Origin of the sequence: Nocardia seriolae NBRC 15557 (assembly GCF_007990715.1) — a bacterium.
GTDB classification, from domain to species: Bacteria; Actinomycetota; Actinomycetes; order Mycobacteriales; family Mycobacteriaceae; genus Nocardia; species Nocardia seriolae.
This window is the reverse complement of the sequence record NZ_BJWY01000052.1, coordinates 629-23,511: the sequence shown is the minus strand read 5'-3', so window position 1 is coordinate 23,511 and position 22,883 is coordinate 629. Positions and strand designations below refer to the sequence as shown.

Annotated in this window: 2 protein-coding genes (1 of these 2 cut by a window edge); both read left to right on the top strand. The window is 71.2% G+C overall.

Annotated features, from left to right (window positions below):
• A protein-coding gene (locus NS2_RS17445) for a non-ribosomal peptide synthase/polyketide synthase (protein WP_186817603.1) crosses the window boundary here: on the top strand, nt 1-4,017 show its 3' end. 13,908 nt of this gene lie to the left of the window's left edge; 4,017 of the gene's 17,925 nt are visible here — the last part of the coding sequence; the start codon falls outside the window, past its left edge; the stop codon is at nt 4,015-4,017.
• The gene (locus NS2_RS17440; RefSeq protein WP_147207214.1) at nt 4,017-22,883 is read left to right on the top strand and encodes a non-ribosomal peptide synthase/polyketide synthase; all 18,867 of its coding nucleotides are present in this window, start codon (nt 4,017-4,019) and stop codon (nt 22,881-22,883) included. Before NS2_RS17445 ends, NS2_RS17440 begins: the two co-directional genes overlap by 1 nt.

Sequence of the window (22,883 nt, the reverse complement as noted above, 5' to 3'; positions counted from 1 at the left end):
GATGCCGCCGAACCGTTCACCGCGCTGCTGGCCCGGGTCCGCTCCGGCGACATCGCCGCCTTCGGCAATGCCGACGTGCCGTTCGAACGGCTGGTAGAGGTGCTCAACCCGGCCCGCTCCACCGCCCGGCACCCGCTCATGCAGGTCGGCCTGTCCTTCCAGAACCAGGAGCGCGCCGAACTGGAACTGTCCGGCCTGACGGTCGCGGAGTTCGAATTCGACGCCCACGTGGCGCAATTCGATCTGCACCTGTTCGCGGTGGACCACTACGCTCCGACCGGCGCGCCCGCCGGGCTGGAACTGACCCTCGGCTACGCGCACGACCTGTTCACCGAGGACACCGCGCAGCGCTTCACCGCCGCCCTGGCCCGCGTGCTGGAAACCATTGCCGCGCAGCCGGATACCGCCGTCGGTGATATCGATCTGCTGGGCACGGGTCTGCGCCGGCGCATCCTTCACGACTGGAACGCCACCGCGCACCCCGTCGCGCCCGCCACCCTGGCCGATCTGGTCGACGCCCAGGCCGCGACGACCCCGGCGGCCGTCGCCCTGCTCGACGGCGAAACCTCGCTCACCTACGCGGAATTCGACGCCCGGGTCAACCGCCTGGCCCGCCGCCTGATCGCGGCGGGCGTCGGTCCCGAGAGCGGCGTGGTGCTGGCCATGCGCCGCGGCATCGACCTGGTGATCGCCATGTACGCCGTGGTCAAGGCGGGCGGCGCGTATGTGCCGATCGACCCGGACCACCCGGCCGAGCGCATCGCCTACATCGTCGAAACCGCCGCCCCGGCAGTCGTTCTCACCACCGCGGCCGACGATGTCCCGTTCATCGCGCAGGTCCCGGTGCTCGAGGTCGACCGGCTGGATCTCACCGCCCAGTCCGCCGCCCCGATCACCGATGCCGAGCGCATCCGCCCGCTGCGCGAGCAGCACCCGGCGTATGTCATCTTCACCTCGGGTTCGACCGGCCTGCCCAAGGGCGTGGCGGTGCCGCACGCGGCCATCGTCAACCAATTGAGCTGGCTGCGTGCCACCTTCGAGCTGGGCGCGGGCGATCGCGCGCTGCTCAAGACCCCCGCCACCTTCGACCTGTCGGTGTGGGAATTCTGGTCCGCGCTCACCACCGGCGGCAGCCTGGTGGTCTCGGCCGCGGGCGACGAACGCGACCCGGACCGCCTGCGCGCCCTGATCGAAAGCCACGGCGTCACGGTCCTGCACCCGGTGCCATCGCTGCTGGGCATGCTGCTCGCGGGTGGCCCGCTGCCCGCCTCGGTGCGCGCGGTGCTGGCCATCGGCGAGGCCCTGCCCGCCGCCACCGCCGCCGAGTTTTTGGACCGGAATGCCGATGGCGCAAGGCTTTTCAACCTCTACGGCCCCACCGAGGCGGCGGTCTCCATCACCGCCCACGAGGTCCGCGAGCGGCACCGCCAGGCCGTGCCGATCGGCGCGCCCGCCTGGAACAGCCGGGTCTACGTGCTCGACGCCCGCCTCTCGCCGGTCCCGATCGGCGTCCCCGGCGAGCTGTACCTGTCCGGCGCGCAGCTGGCGCGCGGCTATCACGGCCGCCCGGGCCTGACCGCCGACCGCTTTGTGGCCGACCCCTTCCGCTCCGCCTCCCCGCGCTCGGCGGCCGAACGCATGTACCGCACCGGCGATATCGTCCGCTGGCGTGCCGACGGCGCGCTGGAGTACGTCGATCGCGCCGACTTCCAGGTCAAGATCGGCGGCTTCCGCATCGAGCTCGGCGAGGTCGAGACCGCGCTGCGGCGTCAGCCCGGCGTGAGCGCGGCGGTCGCGGTGGCCCGCACCACCGACGCGGGTGCCCAGCTGGTGGCCTACGCCGCGGTACCCGGCACCACCGAGGACGCTCGCGACGAGGTCTCCACCGCGCTGCGCACCGCCCTCGCGGTGGACCTGCCCCGGTACATGGTCCCGGCCGCGCTGGTCGTGCTGGATGCCCTGCCGCTCAACGCCAATGGCAAGGTCGACCGCGCCCGGCTGCCCGAACCGGTCTTCGCCACAGCGGCCTACCGCGAGCCGGTGACCGCGCTCGAACAGGCCGTTGCGGCCGGTTTCGCCGAGGTGATCGGCACCGGGGAGCGGACCCTCATCGGCCTGGACACCGATTTCTTCGCCCTGGGCGGCAATTCGCTCATGGCGACCCGCCTGGTCGCCCGGCTGGGTTCGGATCTCGGTGTGCGGGTGCCGGTTTCGGCGCTCTTCGACGCCCCGACCGTGGGCGCGCTGGCCGCCTGGATCGCCACCGCCGACCGCTCCGAGCTGCTGCCCGCGCTGACCCGGCGCACCGGCACCGGCCCGGCCCCGCTGTCGCTGGCCCAGCAGCGCATGTGGGTGCTCAACCGCCTGCACCCGGAGTCGGGGGCCTACAACGTCCCGGCCGCAGTCCGCCTCACCGGCGATCTCGACCGGTCCGCGCTCACCGCCGCCCTGCGAGATGTGCTGGAGCGCCACGAGATCCTGCGCACCCGCTACCCCGAGCTGGACGGCGAGCCGGTGCAGGTGGTCCTGGACCTGGCCGAGCTCGTCGGTGAGCTCACCCCGATCCCGTTGTCCGAGAACGACATCCGAACCAGGCTGCTCGAGCAGGCCACCCTCGGGTTCGACGTGACCGCCGCCCCGCCGGTGCGGGTCGCACTGTTCGAGCTGTCCCCGGCCGACCACGTGCTGCTGGTGGTGCTGCACCACATCAGCACCGACGGCTACTCGGTGCTGCCGATGACCCGGGACCTGATGCTGGCCTACACCTCTCGCGCCGTCGGCACGGCTCCGGGCTGGGCCCCGCTGGCCGTACAGTACGGCGACTACGCCACCTGGCAGCGCGCGGTGCTCGGCTCCGACGCCGATCCGGAAAGCCTGCTGAACCGTCAGCTGGCCTTCTGGGTGGACGAATTGTCCTCCGCGCCCGACCAGTTGGCGCTGCCCACCGACCGGCAGCACCCCGCCCGCCGCGAAATGCTCGGCGACACCCTGAATTTCGCCATCGACGAGCAGACCGTCACCCGTCTCTCGGCGCTGGCCGGTGCACACGGCGCGACCCTGTTCGGCGTCCTGCACGCCGCCTTCGCGGTGCTGCTGTCGAAACTCTCGGGCCAGCGCGACATCTCGATCGGCGTCCCCGTCGCCGGTCGCGGCGAGCGGGCCCTCGACGACCTGATCGGCATGTTCGTCAACACCGTCGTCCTGCGCACCGAGATCGACGCCAAGCTCGCCTTCACCGACCTGCTGCGGCAGGTCCGCGACCGCGATCTGGCGGCCTTCGCCAATGCCGACGTCCCGTTCGAGCGGGTCGCCGACGCCGTGCTGGCCGCCACCGGCCGGGCCCGCTCGGCCACCGTCAACCCGCTGTTCCAGGTGGCCTTCGCCTTCCAGAACATGCCGGCGGGCGCGGTGACCCTGCCCGGCCTGACCGTCGAGGTGCTCGAACCCGAGCTCACCGAGGCCAAGTTCGACCTCCAGCTCACGGCCATCGAGGTCCGCGACGACGCGGGGCGCGTGGTGGGCCTCGATATGCGATTCGGTTATGCCACCGACATTCTCGGTGCCGACTCGGTGCGCCTGCTGGCCGAGCGCCTGCACCTGGTGCTGAACGCCATGCTCGCCGATCCGGAGGCCCCGGTGCGCGCCATCGACATTCGCACCGATGCCGAACGCAACCGCCGCTCCGGCCCGGCCGAGCCGCGACCGGCCGCGCCCGCCACAGACCTGCCCACCCTGATCGCTGCCGCGGCGGCGGCCGACCCCGAGTCGGTCGCCCTCACCCACGGCGATCGCACCGTCACCTACCGGGATCTCGCCGAGAAGATCACCGTCACCGCCCGCGCCATGGGCGCCGCCGCTAAGCCGGAGGCGCTGGTGAACGTGGCACTCGCCGGACTGGTGCCCGGCATTCTGGCCGCCCTCGGCGCGGCCGGACTCCAACAGGCCCTGAGCACGCTCACCGCGGACGCGCAGGCCCTGATCCTTCGCTCGGAAAGCACGTCGGAAGGAAGCCTCTGATGCACTACGCAGAGTCGATCGCCACCAATCGGACCGGACGGGTCACGGCATTGCGCCGGGCCTACGGCGTTGGCGACCTACCATGTCTGATCGCCGTTGTCGCCGATCTGGACGCCGACCGAACCGCCCTGCGCCACGCGGGGGACAGCGTCACCTACGGCGCGCTGGCCACCGCGATCGAGATGCTGAGCGAGGCCATGGGCGGCGCGCTCGAGCCCGAGGCGCTCATGCAGGTCGTGGTCTCCGGCCAGCTGCCCGGCCTGATGGCCGGGGAGGAGGGCGGGTTGACCGCGGCGCTGGAGGCGCTGGTCGACGATGCCGTCCTGGCCGCCTCCGATGTCCTCGACCCCAAGCTGGCCCCGGTCGAGACCCTGATCACCGAGTTCCGGGAGCAGGTGCGGCGCACCCCCGACGCGGTGGCCATGGAATTCGAGGGCGCGAGCCTCACCTACGCCGAATTCGTCACCCGCGTCACGGTTCTCGCCCGCCACCTGCGCGGCCTGGGCGTCGGCCCCGACGTGCTGGTGTGCCTGGCGGTGCGGCGCTCGTTCGAGCTGCTGGTCGGCATGTACGCCATCCTGGAGGCGGGCGGCGCGTACGTGCCCATCGACCCCGACCACCCGGCCGAGCGCACCTCCTACGTGCTCGAGGTCGCCAAGCCCGCGGTCGTGCTCACCACCACCGGCGACCAGCCCGACTTCGACATCGACGCCCCGGTGCTGCGCATCGACGAATTCGAGCGCAACGCACGGGAATACGGCCTGGACCGCGATCGGGTGCTGTCCCCGGCCGACGACCCGGAGCTGCCGCAGCCCGGCCCGGACAACCTGGCCTACGTCATCTTCACCTCCGGTTCCACCGGCCGCCCCAAGGGCGTGGCCATCCCGCACCGCGCGGTGGTGACCTTCCTGCGCTGGCAGCAGCGGCAGTTCCGGCTCACCGACGAGGACGCCGTACTGTTCAAGACCTCCACCACCTTCGACGCCTCGGTGTGGGAGATCTTCTGGCCCCTGCAGACCGGGGCCCGGCTGGTGGTCACCGCCCCGGACGGCCACCTCGACTCCGCCTACCTGGTCCGCGTCATGCGCGAATCCCGGGTCACCACGGCCTTTTTCGTGACCTCCATGCTGGGCGCGCTGGTGGCCGAGGTGCTGCGCAGCGGCGAGGACATGCCCGATTCCCTGCGCTATCTGCTCACCGGTGGCGAGACCGTCCCCGTCGGCACCGCCGCTGACTTCCGCAGCGTCAGCGGCGCGACCCTGTTCGACGTGTACGGCCCGACCGAGTCCACCGTGCTGGCCACCTCCCACGAGGTCACCGCCGCCGACGTCGACTCGATTCCGATCGGCGTGCCCGGCGACGACGTCGAACTGCTGGTCCTGGACGAGGATCTGCGTCCCGTGCCGGTCGGCGTGGTCGGCGAGCTGTACATCGCCGGACCGCAGCTCTCGCGCGGCTATGTCGCCCGCGCGGGCCTGACCGCCGAGCGGTTCGTGGCCAATCCCGAAGGCCCGTCCGGTGATCGCATGTACCGCACCGGCGACCTGGTGCGCTGGGTGTCCGGCGACGGCGGCCCCGACGAGCTGGAGTACGTGGGCCGCAGCGACTTCCAGGTGAAGATGCGCGGCCTGCGCATCGAACTCGGCGAGGTGGAGTCGGCGCTGCGCCGCGATGCCGCGGTCGCCCAGGCGGTGGTGCTCATGCACACCCGCGCCAATGGCGAGCAGGCGCTGGTCGGCTACGTCATGCCGTCCGGTGACGCCGAGATCGACACCGCCGCAGTGCTTTCCACCGTCCGCACCCACGTGCCCGAGTACATGGTGCCCTCGGTGCTGGTCTCGATGCCCGAGCTGCCGCTCAACGTGAACGGCAAGGTCGATCGAAAAGCGTTGCCCGAACCGGTCTTCGCCGACACCGCCGCCGCCTTCCGCGCCCCGGCCACGCCCGCCGAGGAGGTGGTCGCGGGCATCTTCGCCGACGTCCTCGACCTCGCGGTGGTCGGCGCGGACGACGACTTCTTCACCATCGGCGGCAACTCGCTCATCGCCACCCGCGCCATCGCCCGCATCCGGGAGGCGCTGGGCGTCACCGTGGACGTGCGCGACTTCTTCGAGCGGCCCACGGTGGCCGCGCTGGCGGCGCTCGGCGATACCGCCGGCCCGGCCCGGCCGCCGCTGATCGCCGGGCCGCGCCCGGACCACATCCCGCTCTCACCCGCCCAGCAGCGCATGTGGTTCCTCAACCACTACGCGCGCAGCGAATACGACCCGGCCGCGGACGAATTCGACCCGTCGGCCGTGGACAATGTGCCGTTCGCGCTGCGCCTGCGCGGCGAGCTGGACACCGCGGCGCTGGCGGCCGCCTTCGCCGATGGCATCGAGCGCCACGAGTCGCTGCGCACCTACTATCCGGGCACCGAGCAGGGCCCGGCCCAGGTGGTGCTGCCCGCCGCCGCGGTCGACCTGACCCCGCGCGAGGTGCCCGAGGACCAGCTGGCGGGCACCGTACTCGCCTTGGCCGCACAGGGATTCGACGTCACCGCCGAGGTGCCGCTGCGCGCTCGGCTGCTGCGTTCCGGCCCCGCCGACCACACCCTGGTGGTGGTCGCCCACCACATCGCCGCCGACGGCGCGTCCATCGGACCGCTGGTGCGGGATCTGGTCATGGCCTACCTCGCGCGGCAGTCCGGCCAGCGCCCGCAGTACGAGCCGCTCGCGGTGCAGTACGCCGACTACACGCTGTGGCAGCACGCCTGGATGGGCGACGAATCCGATCCGGAATCGGTGTCGGCCCGCCAGATCGCGTTCTGGGCAAGCGAACTCGACGATCTGCCCGCGCAGCTCGACTTGCCCGCGGACCACCCGCGCCCGGCGGCCTCCAGCTTCCGGGGCGCGTCGTTCGAGACCGAGATCGACGCCGAGCTGCGCGCCGCCGTCGACCGGGTCGCCACCGCCCACCGCGCCACCCCGTTCATGGTGCTGCACGCCGCGCTCGCCGCGGTGCTGGCCCGGCTGTCGGGCACCTCCGACATCGCCATCGGCACGCCCGTCGCCGGACGCGGCGACCAGGCCCTCGACGCCCTGGTCGGCATGTTCGTCAACACCCTGGTGCTGCGCACCCAGGTCCGGGGCGCGGACTCCTTCGGCGAGCTCATCTCCCATGTGCGCGACCGGGATCTGCGCGCCTTCGCCCACCGCGACGTCCCCTTCGAGCGCCTGGTCGAGGTGCTCAATCCGCCCCGCGCCCGCAACCGCCACCCGCTGTTCCAGGTGGCCCTGTTCATGCAGAACCTGGGTGAGCTCAGCGCCTCCCTGCCCGGCCTCAGCGCCGAGGAACTGGACTTCGATCCCGGCATCGCCAAGTTCGACCTGCAGCTGACCGTCATCTCCGACGGCGACCGCTACCGGGTCCAGTTCAACTACGCCACCGACCTTTTCGACGAACACACGGTGCGCGAGTTCGCCGCCAAGTTCGCCCGCCTGCTCACCGCCGCGACCGCCGACGCCGCGGTCCCGGTCGGCGATATCGAACTCCTCGACGCCGGTGAACGCGACTACGTCACCTCGAGCTGGAACGCCACCGGCTCCCGCGTCCCGGACCTGTTCCTGCACCAGGGTTTCGACGCCCAGGCGGCCCGCACCCCGAACGCCCGCGCCCTGGTCTTCGGCGACACCGAACTCACCTACGCCGAGTTCTCCGAGCGCGCCAACCGCATGGCCCGCCACCTGATCGCCGCCGGGGTGGGCCCGGAATCGCTGGTGGTGCTGGCCATGGCGCGCTCGGTGGAGCTGGTGGCGGCCATGTACGCGGTGCTGCGCGCGGGCGGCGCGTACGTGCCGGTGGATCCGGGCCATCCGGCCGAGCGCATCGGCCACATCCTCGCCACCGCGGGCCCGCACTCGGTGCTGACCACCCGGCGGGATGGATTCACCCTGCCCGAATCCATCGACGTCCCACTGCATCACCTCGATGAGATCGACCTGGCGGACTACAGCGGCACGAAGATCGCCGACCGGGAACGCCGCGCCGTCCTGCACCCCGACCATCCGGCCTACGGTCTTTTCACCTCCGGCTCCACCGGCAAGCCCAAGGGCGTCGCGGTCACCCACCGCGCCATCGCCAACCAGCTGGCCTGGATGCAGGCCGAATACGGCGTGCGCAGCCAGGACATCTACCTCCAGAAGACCGCCACCACCTTCGACGTCTCGCTGTGGGGCTACTTCCTGCCGCTGCGCGCGGGCGCGACCCTGGTGGTCGCCGCCCCCGACGGCCACCGCGATCCCCGCTACATCGCCGAAACCATTGCCCGGCAAGGGGTCACGCTCACCGACTTCGTGCCCTCCATGCTCGCGGTCTTCGCCGCGCACGCCGAGGCGGGCGAACTCGATTCGCTGCGTGATGTCTTCGTCATCGGCGAGGCGCTGCCGCCCGAGACCGTCGCCGCCTTCTGGGCGGTCAGCGACGCCGGGGTGCACAATCTCTACGGTCCCACCGAGGCCGCGGTCTCGATCACCTTCCGCGAGGCGCACAGCTCCGACACCCTCACCGTCCCGATCGGCGAGCCGGAGTGGAATTCCCAGGTCTTCGTGCTGGATTCGCGCCTGCACCCGGTCGCCATCGGCGTGCCCGGCGAGCTGTACCTGGCCGGTGCCCAGCTGGCGCGCGGCTACCACGGCCGAGTCGATCTGACCTCGGATCGCTTCGTGGCCAACCCCTTCGGTGGGGTGGGTCCGGGGGCCGCGAGCGGAGCGCGCATGTACCGCACCGGCGACCTGGTGAAGTGGACCGAGGACGGCGAGCTGGTCTACCTCGAACGCCTCGATTTCCAGATCAAGTTCCGCGGCCAGCGCATCGAACTGGCCGAGATCGAGAGCGCGCTGCTGCTGGCCCCCGAGGTCGCACAGGCCGCGGTCGCGCTCATCAAGGCCGACTCCGGCGACTACCTGGCCGGGTACGTCGTCGCGGCTCCCGGCGTCGAACTGGACCCGGAAGCCCTGCGCGACGGCCTGACCCGCGTGCTCCCGCCCTACATGGTCCCCACCGCCCTGATGACGCTGCCCGAACTGCCGCTCAACTCCAGCGGCAAGCTCGACCGCAAGGCCCTGCCCGTGCCGGAGCTGCGCGCCAAGCGCTTCCGCGCACCCGTCGACGCCGCCCAGCGCCTGGTGGCGGCCGTCTTCGCCGAGGTGCTCACCGCCGAGCGGGTGGGCCTGGACGACGACTTCTTCGCCCTCGGCGGCAGTTCCCTCGACGCCGCCCGGGTGACCTCCCGCATCGGCGCGGAACTCGGTGCCCGGGTGCCGGTGCGCCTGCTCTTCGAAGCCTCGACCGTCGAGGGCTTGGCCGCCGCGCTGGTCGCCGCCAATCCCGATGCGGCCCGGCCGATCCTGGCCGCGCGCCCGCGCCCGGATCGCATTCCGCTCTCGCCCGCGCAGCAGCGACTATGGTTCCTCAACCGGATCGAAGCCGAGGACGGCGAACAGAGCGTCTACAACCTGCCGATCGTGCTGCGCCTGCGCGGCGCGCTCGACATCGCGGCGCTCGAACAGGCCGCCCTGGATGTGCTGGCCCGCCACGAATCCCTGCGGACCAGCTACCCGGACTCGGAATCCGGTCCCTACCAAGACATTCTGGATGTCGCCGAGATCGGGTTGAGCCTCAACTCGGTGCCGGTCGCCGCGTCCGAACTGCTGGCAACGATCACGGCCTTCGCCGCTGCGGGGTTTGACGTGGCCCGTGAACTTCCCTCGCGCATCGGTCTTTTCGTGGTCGACGAGGACGCCGCCGAGCCCGAATACGTGCTGGCCGTGGTCGTGCACCACATCGCCGCGGACGCCCTGTCGCTGCAGCCGCTGATCCTGGATCTGATGCGCGCATACACCGCCCGCACCGTCGGCGCGGAGCCCGGCTGGGAACCCCTGGACATCCAGTACGCGGACTACAGCCTCTGGCAGCACGAACTGCTCGGCGACGCGAACGAGTCGGGCACCGTGGCACACCAGCAGCTCGCGTTCTGGCGCGAGACCCTGGCGGGCCTGCCCCCGCAGCTCGCCCTGCCCACCGACCGCCCGCGGCCCGCGGTATCCACCAATGCCGGTGCGTCCGTGCCGTTCTCGGTGGATCCGGCGGTGGCCGCCGGACTGCGTGAACTGGCCCGCGCGCACGGCGTCACCATGTTCATGGTCGTGCACGCCGCCTTCGCCGCCCTGCTGGCCCGCAGCGCGAACACCGCCGACATCGCCGTCGCCTCCCCGATCGGCGGCCGCGGCGAACGCGAGCTCGACGCCCTGATCGGCATGTTCGTCAACACCCTGGTGCTGCGCACCGAGGTCGGCGCCGACCGGCCCTTCACCGATCTGCTCGATCGCGTCCGCACCGCCGACCTGGCCGCCTTCGCCAATGCCGAGGTGCCCTTCGAACGCATCGTCGACGCCCTGGCGGTGGACCGCACCACCGGCGCGCCGCCGCTGGCCCAGGTCATGCTGTCGTTCACCGATGCCGCCCGGATGGGCGAGGCCGGCGCCTTCGAGCTGCCCGGTCTGAGCATCACCCCGGTCGAGATCGACGACCCCACCGTGAAATTCGACCTGCACCTGGTGGTCGGCGAGACCGGCGAGGGGCTCACCGGCAATCTGCGCTACGCCACCGAGATGTTCGACGCCGCCACCGCCACCGCGCTCGCCGAGCGCTTCGGGCGCGTGCTTGCCGCCGTGGCCGCCGACGCCTCGGTACCGGTCGGCGACATCGACCTGTTGGGCGCGGCCGAACGCGAACTGGTCGTGCGGGGTTGGAACGACACCGCCTTCGATGTGGCCGCCGCCCTGGACGGCGTCCCGAAGACGCTGGCCGAGCTGTTCGAGGCCCAGGTGGCCCGCACCCCCGACGCCATCGCGCTCACCTTCGAGGGGACGAGTCTGTCCTACGCCGAGTTCGCCGCCCGCGTGCGGCGGCTCGCCCGCTGGCTGATCAGTGAGGGTGTCGGCCCGGATTCCCTCGTCGCCCTGGGTATGCGCCGCTCCCTGGACCTGGTCGTCGGCATGTACGCCGTGTCCGCGGCAGGTGCCGGATACCTGCCGCTGGATCCCGACCACCCGGCCGACCGCATCGAATACATCCTCGAGACCGCCGACCCGGTGACCGTGCTGACCTCCGGCACCGACCTGCTGCTGGACACCGCGCAGGTGCGCATCGACCTGCTGGACCTGGCCGGTTACGACGACACCCCGCTGTCCGACGCGGACCGCATTGCGCCGCTGCGGGATTCCGGCACCGCCTACGTCATCTTCACCTCGGGTTCGACCGGCCGCCCCAAGGGCGTGGCGGTGGCCCATGCCGCCATCGTCAACCGGCTCGCCTGGATGCGCGCCAGCTACGACCTGACCGCCGCCGACGTGCTGCTCCAGAAGACCCCCGCCACCTTCGACGTGTCGGTGCCGGAGTTCTTCCTGCCCTTGCAGATCGGCGCGCGCCTGGTGATCGCCCGGCCCGATGGCCACAGCGACCCGGTCTACCTCGCCGAACTCATTGCCCGCGAAGGCATCACGGTCGCCCACTTCGTGCCGTCGATGATGGCCGTGTTCGTCGCCGAGGAGGCCGCCGCGCGGTGCACCGGCCTGCGCATGGTCTTCGCCTCCGGCGAGGCGCTCGCCCCCAAGTCCGCGCACAAGCTGCGCGAACTCACCGGCGCGGAACTGCACAACCTCTACGGCCCGACCGAGGCCGCCGTCGAGGTGGCCCACCACCGGGTGATCGACGCCGACATCGACACCGTGCCGATCGGGCGTCCGGTCTTCAATACCCGGCTCTACGTGCTGGATTCACGACTGCGCCCGGTCCCGGTCGGCGTCGCGGGTGAGCTGTATCTGGCCGGTGACCAGCTGGCCACCGGCTACGCGGCCCGCCCGGGCCTGACCGCGGATCGCTTCGTGGCCAACCCCTTCGGTGCTGCCGAGCGCATGTACCGCACCGGTGACCTGGTCAAGTGGAACCGCGACGGTGAGCTGGAATACCTGGGCCGCACCGACTTCCAGGTGAAGCTGCGCGGGCTGCGCATCGAGCTGGGTGAAATCGAGGCCGCGCTCAGCTCACTGGAGTCCGTCGCACAGGCGGTGGTGGTCGTGAAGGAGGAGACCCTGGTCGCCTACCTGATCCCCGCCCCGGGTGCCGCGCCTTCGGACGCCGAGCTGAAAATCGAGCTCGCACAGCGCCTCCCGGCGTACATGGTGCCCGCGATCTTCATGCTGCTGGACGCCTTCCCGGTCAATACCTCCGGCAAGCTCGACCGCTCCGCCCTGCCCGCCCCGACCACGAACACCGTCGCCTTCCGTGCACCCACCGGCCCGGAGGAACGACTCGTCGCCGAGGTGTTCACGGCCCTGCTGGGAGCCGACCGCGCCGGTGCCGACGACGACTTCTTCACCCTCGGCGGCAACTCCCTGGTCGCCACCCAGCTGGTCGCCCGCCTGGCCCAGGCCACGGGCGTACGGATTCCCCTGCGCGCCATCTTCGAGGACGCCACGGTCGCGGGTCTGGCCGCACGCATCCGCGCGGCCGACGCCGAATCCGTCGTCGAACTGCCCCCGATCACCGCGCAGCAGCGCGGCGACCGCATCCCGCTGTCCATCGCGCAGCAGCGCATCTGGTTCCTCAACCGCTTCGACATCCGCGACGGCTACACCATCCCGTTCGCCCTGCGGCTCACGGGCGTACTCAATGTCGAGGCGTTGCGGGCCGCGGTCGCCGATGTGGTGGACCGGCACGAGACCCTGCGCACCATCTACCCCGACCACGACGGCGAGGCCAGCCAGCTCATCCTCCCGGCGGGCACCCGCCTGATCGACCTGGTACCCGAGCCGGTCACCGCCGCCGAGCTGCCGGGACTAGTGGAAGCGGTGGCGCGCACCGCCTTCGATGTCACCGCCGAGGTGCCCTTCCGCATCCGGTTGCTGGAACTCACCGACGAGCCCGGCGTGCACCTGCTGGTGATGGTGATCCACCACATCGCCGCCGACGGCTGGTCCTTCGGCCCGCTCACCCGCGATATCGCCACTGCGTACGTGGCACGGTGCGCGGGGGAGAACCCGAACCTGCGTCCGCTCGACGTGCAGTACGCCGACTTCGCGCTCTGGCAGCGCGCCGCCCTCGGCAGCCCCGACACCGTGTCCATGGGCGGCACCGCCGCCGCGGAATCGGTGCTGGCACGCCAGCTTTCACACTGGACCCGCCGCCTGCACGGCCTGCCCGACGTGCTCGCCCTGCCCGCCGATCGTCCCCGCCCCGCCGTGGCCAGCGGTCGCGGCGCGGGCTTCACCGGCCGCTTCGACGCCGAACTGCACTCGGCCGTCCTGGATTTCGCGGCCTCGAAGCGCGTGACCCCTTTCATGGTGCTGCACACCGCGCTGGCCGTCACCCTGGCCCGCCTGTCGGGCACCGGCGACATCGTCATCGGCACCCCGGTCGCCGGACGTGGCGACCAGGCCATCGACGACCTGGTCGGCATGTTCGTCAACACCCTGGTGCTGCGCACCGAGGTGCGGCCGGACGCGCCGCTGGGCGAGCTGCTCGGCCAGGTCCGCGATACCGACCTGGCCGCCTTCGAGCACGCCGTGGTCCCGTTCGAAATGCTGGTCGAGGCGGTGAATCCGGTGCGCTCCCAGGCGCACGCGCCGCTGTGCCAGGTCACCCTGACCCTGCAGAACCACTCCCGGCCCAGCATCAAGCTGAACCGGCTGGCCATCGAGGCGCTCACCGTCGATGCCACGGTGGCTCAGTTCGACCTGGACTGGACGCTGGCCGAGACCACCTCGGCGGAGGGCACGCCCGACGGCATCGAGGTCTACATCACCTACGCCACCGACCTTTTCGACGCCGCCACCATCGGCGCGTTCCAGGACGCCTACGAGCGTGTGCTGCGTGCCCTGCTCGCCGATCCCCGCACCGGGGCCGGGGACGTCGAGATCATGTCGCGTGCCGAACGCGGCGAACTGCTGGTGGATCGCAACGCCACCACCCGGGCGCTGCCCGCCGAGACCATGGCCGGGCTGCTCGACGCCCGCGCGGCCTCGGATCCCGACGCGGACGCGCTGATCTTCGAGAATGAGAAGGTCGCTTACGCGGATCTGGCGCGGCGCGTGAATCGGCTCGCCCGCCGCCTGATCTCGGCGGGCGCGGGCCCGGACGCCATCGTCGGCGTCACCGCCGAGCGCTGCATCGACATGGTGGTGGCGCTGTGGGCCGTGGTGGCCGCCGGTGCGGCCTACGTCCCGGTCGATCCGGCCCACCCGGCCGACCGCATCGCCCACGTGCTGAGCACCTCCGATGTCGACCTGGTGCTCACCGTCGGCGACGCCCAACTGCCCGAACTCGACGGTGTCCGCGTGCTGGACGTCGCGAAGCTCTCGGAATCCGGTGCACTCGAGGGTCTTTCGGACGCCCCGGTCACCGATGCCGAGCGCCGCACTCCGCTGCGCCCCGACAACCTCGCCTACGTCCTCTACACCTCCGGCTCCACCGGCCTGCCCAAGGGCGTGGCCACCAGCCACCGCGCCATCATGAACCAGCTGCGCTGGCTCGAATCCCGCTACGGCGTCACCCGCGCCGACCGCATCATGCAGCGTGCCCCGCTGGCCTTCGACGTCTCGGTCTGGGAGTGCTTCCTGCCCGCCATGGTCGGTGCGCCCCTGGTGATTCCGCGCCCCGGCGGCCACCAGGACCTGGACTACCTGGCCGGGCTCATGCGCGAATTCGGCGTCACCATCGCCGAACACGTGCCGTCGGTGCTCGCGGCGCTGGTCGCCGAGGGCCACGGCGACGCCCTGCACTCGTTCCGGCACCTGCACACCGGCGGCGAGGCGCTGCCGGTCGAGCTGCTCGGCAGGCTGCGCGAGCTGGTCAGCGGCTCGGTGCACAATGCCTACGGTCCCACCGAGGCCGCGATCAGCACGATCTATCACGAATTCTCCGACGCCGATCCGGATTTCGAGGTCGCCATCGGCCGCCCCAACTGGAACACCCGCGCCTACGTCCTCGACGCCCGCATGCGCCCGGTCCCGACCGGCGTCATCGGCGAGCTCTATCTGGCGGGCGCGCAGCTGGCGCGCGGCTATCAGGGCCGGGGCGCGCTCACCGCCGACCGGTTCGTGGCCGACCCGTTCGGGGTCCCCGGCGCGCGCATGTACCGCACCGGGGACCTGGCCAAATGGAACCGCACCGGCGATCTGGTGTACGTGGGCCGCAATGACTTCCAGGTGAAGCTGCGCGGTCAGCGCATCGAGCTGGGCGAGATCGAGGCGGCGCTGCTGTCCGCGCCCGGCGTGGCGCACGCGGTGGTGCTGCTGGCCCGCGACACCGCCGGGACCGATTGCCTGATCGGCTACGTCTCCGGCACCGGACTCGAGGCCGAGACCCTGCTCGAGCACGCCCGCACCCAGCTGCCCGCCTACATGGTTCCCGCCCACCTGGCGGTGCTCGACGAGATGCCGCTCACCACGGTCGGCAAGCTGGACCGGAACGCGCTGCCCGCACTGGAATTCACCGCCGCCACCGTCGCCGACCGCGAGCCCGCGCCGGGCACCGAGACCGTGCTGGCGGGCCTCATCGGCGATCTGCTCGGCGGCGTCACCATCGGCGCGGACGACGACTTCTTCGCCCGCGGCGGCAATTCACTGCTGGCCATGCGCCTGGTGGCGCGCGCCAATGCCGCCCTGGGTGCGGAGCTGAGCGTGAGGCAGCTGTTCGAAGCGCCGACCGTCGCCGAGCTGGCCGCTCGCGTCACCGCCGCCGGGCAGGCCGTCCCGCTGCGCCGCATGCCGCGACCGGAGCTGATTCCGCTGTCCCCGGTGCAGACTCGGATGTGGCTGCTCAACCGCCTGGATCCGGAGTCGGCGGCCTACAACCTGCCCTCGGCGGTCCGCATCGCGGGCGAGATCGACACCGGCGTGCTGCTGGCGGCCTTCGCCGACGTGGTCGCCCGTCACGAGGTGCTGCGCACCATCTACCCGATGGACGCCGACGGGGTCGGCCACCAGCTGATCCTGCCCGCCGCGGAAGCTCCGCTGCCGCTGGAGATCCGGACCGGCGCGGACGCCGCGGACCCGACCTGGATCGCGAACTTCGCCGCCACCGGATTCGATGTCACCACCACGGTGCCGTTGCGCGCCGCGCTGATTCGCGAATCCGACCACAGCCACGTGCTCCTGCTGGTCATGCACCACATCGCGAGCGACGGCCAGTCCACGACCCCGCTGCTGCGCGACACCATCACCGCCTACCTGTCCCGGGCGGCCGGAAATGCGCCGCAGTGGACCGAACTGCCGGTGCAGTACGCCGATTTCGCGCTCTGGCAGCGGGCCACCCTCGAACTCACCGGGGCGCGCGAGCTGGAGTACTGGACCGAGACGCTGCGCGATCTGCCCGAGGAACTCGCGTTGCCGACCGATCGACCGCGCCCGGATGTGGCCTCGGGCCGGGGCGCGTACGTGCACACCCGCCTGGACGGCGAACTGGCCTCCGCGATTCGCCGAATCGCTGAGGCGCACAATGTGACTCCGTTCATGGTGTGGCATGCCGCGCTGTCGGTGCTGCTGGCCCGGCTGTCCCGCTCGACCGATATCGCCATCGGCACCCCGGTCGAGGGCCGCGGCAATGCCGCCCTCGACGACCTGGTCGGCATGTTCGTCAACACCCTGGTGCTGCGCACCCAGCCGGAACTCGACCGCGGCTTCGACGCCCTGCTGGCTCGCACCCGTGCGGCCGATCTGGCCGCCTTCGATCACGCCACCGTGCCGTTCGACCAGGTGGTGGACGCCCTCGGGGTGCCCCGCACCCAGGCCCGCAACCCGCTGTGCACCGTGGTCCTGACCTACATGAAACTGGGCTCGCAGACCTATGCCGCGCCCGGTCTGATGCTGGAGCCGGTCGACTTCGAGGCGCCCGTCGCCCGATTCGATCTCCAGTTCACCGTGTCCGACGAGCCGGATGCCGACGGGCACCTGGCGCTCGAACTGAACTACGCCACCGATCTTTTCGACGCGGAGACCGCGGCATCGTTCGCCGAGCGGCTGATTCGCATCGTGACCGCGGTGACCGCGGATCCGGCGACCGTCATCGGCGATATCGATCTGATGGACGCGGACGAGCGCCGCGAGGTCTCGCAGCGGTGGGTCGCCGCGGGCGACGATGTCGGCGGTGACCCCGACGCCACCCTGTCGAGCCTGCTCGACCGGGCCGTGGCCGCGCATCCGGAACGGGTCGCGGTGCGCTTCGGCGACGAGGAGCTGACCTACGCGCAGCTGGATCGGCGCGCGAATACGGTGGCGCGCAGCTTGATCGAGGCCGGGGCCGGTCCGGAGTCGCTGGTGGCGGTCATGCTGCCGCGCTCGGCGGAACTGGTGGTGGCGCTGCTGGCCGTGATCAAGACCGGTGCGGGCTACGTGCCGATCGATCCGAGCTATCCGGCCGATCGCATCGCGTACGTGTTGTCGGACGCGAAGCCGGCCGGTGTGCTCACCGACTCGACCGTCGAGGTCGTGCTGCCGGACCAGCTGAATGTCGTGCTGCTGGACGGCATTTCGGCCGAGCTCTCCGACGCCCCGATCACCGATTCGGATCGGCGCGCACCGCTGCGTCCGGATCACATCGCCTACGTCATCTACACCTCCGGCTCCACCGGCCGCCCCAAGGGCGTGGCCGTGGCGCATCGGAATGTCGTGCGGCTCATGGCCAATACCGATCACGAGTTCGGCTTCGGCCCCGACGACGTGTGGACGCTGTTCCACTCCTACGCCTTCGACTTCACGGTGTGGGAGCTGTGGGGCCCGCTGCTCAATGGCGGCAGGCTCGTCGTGGTCGACTACTACGTCTCGCGGTCCCCGGAACAGTTCCTGGAACTGCTGCGCCGGGAACGGGTCACGGTGCTCAACCAGACCCCGTCGGCGTTCTACCAACTCGCCGAGGCGGAGCGAGTCGCGGCGACCGGCGGCGCGGACCAGGCGCTCGCGCTGCGGTACGTGATCTTCGGCGGTGAGGCCCTCGAATTGCGCCGGCTGTCGAATTGGGTCGCCCGGCACGGGGACAGCGCGCCGCGGCTGGTGAACATGTACGGCATCACCGAGACCACGGTCCACGTCTCCGTCCGTTTCCTGGACGCCGACACGATCGCAGCTGCCACCGGTTCGCTGGTGGGCCGCGCCATCTCGGGTCTGCGCGTGTACGTCCTCGACGACCGCCTGAGCCCGGTGCCCGTCGGCGTGGCGGGCGAAATGTACATCGCCGGACCGCAATTGGCGCGCGGCTATCTCGGTCGCCCGGATCTGTCCGCGGCCCGCTTCGTGGCCAGCCCGTTCGGAATCGCGGGCGAGCGGCTGTACCGCTCGGGTGACGTGGCCCGCTGGAACCGCTTCGGCGAGCTCGAATACCTGGGCCGCGCCGACGACCAGGTGAAGGTCCGCGGTTTCCGTATCGAGCTCGGTGAGATCGAGTCCGCGGTGCTGGCGCAGGCCGGCGTCGCGCAGGCGGCGGTCATCGTGCGCGAGGACCAGCCGGGCGATCAGCGGATCGTGGCCTACGTGGTGCCCGAGGACGGCATCGCGCCCGCCGTGGACGCCGTCCGCGACGGAGCGGCCGAGCTGCTGCCGTCCTACATGGTCCCGTCCGCCATCGTGGTGCTGGACCGAATCCCGCTGACCGTCAACGGCAAGCTGGACCGTCGCGCCCTCCCGGCCCCGGCCGTGCAGGCGCGCGCCTTCCGCGCGCCGGAGACGCCGATCCAGGAAACCGTCGCGGGCGTCTTCGCCGAGATCCTCGGACTCGAGCGGGTCGGCCTGGACGACGACTTCTTCGACCTGGGCGGTAACTCGCTCCTCGCCACCCGCGTGGTGACCCGCATCGGCTCGGCCCTGGACACCACCGTCCCGATGCGGGCCCTGTTCGAGGCGGGGACGGTCGAGGCCCTCGCGACTCGCATCGCCACGCATGCCGACGGCGGAGCGCGCGTGAAACTGGTGGCGCATCACCGGACCCCCGGCGAGCTGCTGCCGCTCTCGGCCGCACAGCAGCGCATGTGGTTCCTCAACCGGCTGGATCCGGAGTCCACCGCCTACAACATCCCGCTCCCGATCCGCCTCACCGGACCGCTGGACGTGCCCGCCCTCCAGGCCGCCATCGCCGATGTGGTGGTCCGGCACGAGGTGCTGCGCACCGTCTACCCGGACACCGAATCGGGCCCGGCGCAGGTGGTGATCCCGGCCGCCTCGGTCGCGGAACTGCCGGTGCTGAAGGCGATTCCGGTGACCGAAGAGTCGGTCACGGCGGCGGTCGCCGAGGTGATCGGCGCGGGCTTCGACGTCACCGCCACCGTGCCGCTGCGCGCGGCGCTGTTCGAGCTGGCTCCCGAGGACTACGTCTTCGTCGTGGTCATGCACCACATCGCCGGTGACGGCAGTTCGCTGGCCCCGCTGGCCCGCGACGTCATGCTCGCCTACTCGGCGCGCAAGGCGGGTGCGGCTCCGGCCTGGCCGCCGCTGCCCGTGCAGTACGCGGACTACGCCATCTGGCAGCGCGAACTGCTCGGCGCGACCGGCGATCCGGCGGCGCTGGCCACCCGCCAGCTCGGCTTCTGGACCGAGACCCTGGCCGGGTTGCCCCCGCTGCTGGCCCTGCCCGCCGACCGGCCGCGGCCGCAGCTGCTGGATGCCACCGGGCGGCGCGTCGACTTCACCGTGGACGCCGAAACCCATACGGCCCTGGCCGAATTGGGCCGCGACAATGGCGCGACCCTGTTCATGACCGTGCACGCGGCCTTCGCCGCGCTGCTGTCGCGGTTGACGGGTGCGGCCGATATCGCGGTCGGCACCCCGATCGCCGGACGCGACGACGCGATGCTGGACGACCTGGTCGGCGTGTTCGTCAATACGCTGGTCCTGCGCACCGGCATCGACCCCGGCGAGGTCTTCACCGACCTGCTGCGCCGGGTCCGGTCCGCCGACCTCGCGGCCTTCGACAATGCCGAGCTGCCCTTCGAACAGCTGGTCGCGGCGCTCGACCCGGAGCGCTCCACCGACCGCAATCCGCTGGTCCAGGTCGGGTTCTCGTTCAACAACCAGCAGCCCGCCGCCTTCGAGCTGGACGGGCTGCGGGTCGCGGCCATCGAATTCGACACCGATGTCACCCAATTCGACCTGCACCTGGTCGTGATGGACAGCTACGACGCCGACGGCAAGCCCGCCGGCCTCACCGCCACCATGACCTACGCCACCGCGCTGTTCGACACCGCCACGGTGGACGGCTTCGTGCGACGCTTCCGGCGGGTGCTCGACGCCGTCGCGGCCGACGGATCGGTGCGGACCGGTGAGATCGAGCTGCTCGACGCGGGCGAGCGGACGCTCATCCTCGACGAATGGAACGACACCGCGGCCGTTTTCGACGTGTTGCCGGAGCCGACGCTGGTCTCGCTGTTCGAGGCCGCCGTGGCCGGACACGCCGACAGCGTCGCGCTGGTGGTGGACGGTCCGCAGGCGGAGGTGCTGACCTACGCCCAGCTCGACGCCCGCGTGAACCGGTTGGCGCGCTTGCTGATCGAGCGGGGTGTCGGGGCGCGGGACACGGTGGCGCTGGCGCTGCCGCGATCCGCCGAGCTGGTGGTGGCGATCTACGCCGTGCTGAAGACCGGGGCGGCCTACGTGCCGATCGATCCGGCGCAGCCGGGGGAGCGGATCACCCACATCCTCGATACCGCGCAACCGGCCATGGTGCTGACCGCCCAGGATTTGGACGAATTCGATCTCGACGCCTATTCGGCCGAACCGATCACCGATCGGGAACGGCATGGCGGGTTGGTCGGCGGGAACACCGCGTATGTCATCTTCACCTCCGGCTCCACCGGCCGCCCGAAGGGCGTTGCGGTGTCGCACAGGGCGATTGTCAACCGCCTGGTGTGGATGCAGTCCGAGTACCGGCTCACCACCGCGGACGCGGTGCTGCAGAAGACGCCCGCCACCTTCGACGTCTCGGTGTGGGAGTTCTTCTGGCCCTTGCAGGTCGGTGCGCGCCTGGTGGTGGCGGCTCCCGAGGGGCACCGCGATCCGGCCTATCTCGCGTCGTTTATTTTTGCCCAAAATGTGACTACGGTTCATTTCGTACCGTCCATGCTGGCGGCCTTCGTGGCCGAGCCCGCGGCGGCGCAATGCCGGAGTCTGCGGCAGGTTTTCGCTTCCGGCGAGGCCCTGCCCGCCCGCGCCGCACAGCGCCTGCGGGAGCTCACCGGAGCGCGGCTGCACAATCTCTACGGACCCACCGAAGCCGCCGTGGACGTGACCTATCACGAGGTCGCCGATACCGACACCGAGACGGTGCCGATCGGGCGTCCGGTGTTCAATACCCAGGTCTACGTGCTCGATTCGCGGCTGCGGCCGGTTCCGGCGGGCGTCGCGGGCGAGCTGTACCTGGCCGGTGATCAGCTGGCGCAGGGTTACGTGGCGCGGCCCGATCTGACCGCGGATCGCTTCGTGGCCAATCCGTTCGGGACGTCGGCGCGGATGTACCGCACGGGTGACCTGGTCAAGTGGAATCGGGACGGTGAGCTGGAATACCTGGGCCGCACCGACTTCCAGGTCAAGCTGCGCGGTCTGCGCATCGAGCTCGGCGAGGTCGAAACCGCGCTGACCGATCTGGACGGCATTGCTCAGTCGGTCGTGGTCGTGTGGCCGGGTGCGGGCGAACACCTGGTCGCCTACCTGGTGCCCGGCGATTCCACGCAGCCGGACACCGAGGCGATCCGTCGCGCGCTGGCGCAGCGCCTGCCCGCGTACATGGTGCCGTCGGCCTTCGTCGTGCTGGACGAGCTGCCGCTCAACGCCTCCGGCAAGCTGGATCGCCGCGCACTGCCCGCGCCGACCTTCGCGGCACGTGAATTCCGGGCTCCCGCAACGGAGCTGGAGACCACGATCTGCGCCGCGTACGCGGAGGTCCTCGGGCTCGAGCTGGTCGGGTTGGACGACAACTTCTTCGAACTCGGCGGCACCTCGCTGCTGGCCACCCGGCTGGTCTCGCGGCTCGGCGAACTGCTGGGCGAACCGGTTCCGCTGCTGTTGCTGTTCACCGCCTTCACGCCCGGCGAACTCGCCCGGGAGCTGAGCTCGGCCACCCGTGGCGATGCGGACGCGGCGCTGGACGTGCTGCTGCCGTTGCGGCGGGAGGGCAGCGCCGAACCGCTGTTCTGCATCCATCCGGTCGGCGGTGTCTCGTGGTCGTTCGCGGGGCTCGGCGCGTACCTGGACCAGGATCGGCCGATCTACGGTCTCCAGTCACCGGCACTGAAAGCCGATGGCGTGCTGCCGGATTCGATCGAGGACTGGGCCGAGGTGTACGTGTCGGCCATCCGGTCGGTGCAGCCGTCGGGGCCGTACCACCTGCTCGGCTGGTCGCTCGGCGGTGTGCTGGCGCACGCCGTCGCGGTGCGCCTGCAGCGGGAGGGTGAGCAGGTCGCGCTGCTGGGCATGCTGGACAGCTTCCTGGGTGAAACCGCCGGGGCGGCCGAGGATCCGGGTGCCGAAATCGCCGACCTGCTGGGTGGGCTTCTCGGTGACGGCGCGGGTCCGGAGTCCTTCGACACCGGCTTGGTCACGCGGGTGCTGGAGTCGAGCGCGCGCTCGCTGGAGCTGGCACAGGCGTACCGGGCGGACGTATTCCACGGGGACGTCGTGTATTTCACCGCCGCGCTGGAGGAACGGCCCGTCCCGGGTGTCGCGGGCTGGGCGCGCGCCGTCGACGGCCGGGTGCTCGATCACCCGGTACCGGCCCCGCACTGGCACATGACCTCGTCTGAGTCGCTCGCGCATATCGCGCGAATTCTGAATGCACTGTGGCATTGA

Excerpts from the sequence above, each read along its gene's own strand:
- NS2_RS17440 (WP_147207214.1), top strand. The coding sequence starts at position 4,017 with ATGCACTACGCAGAGTCGATCGCCACCAATCGGACCGGACGGGTCACG.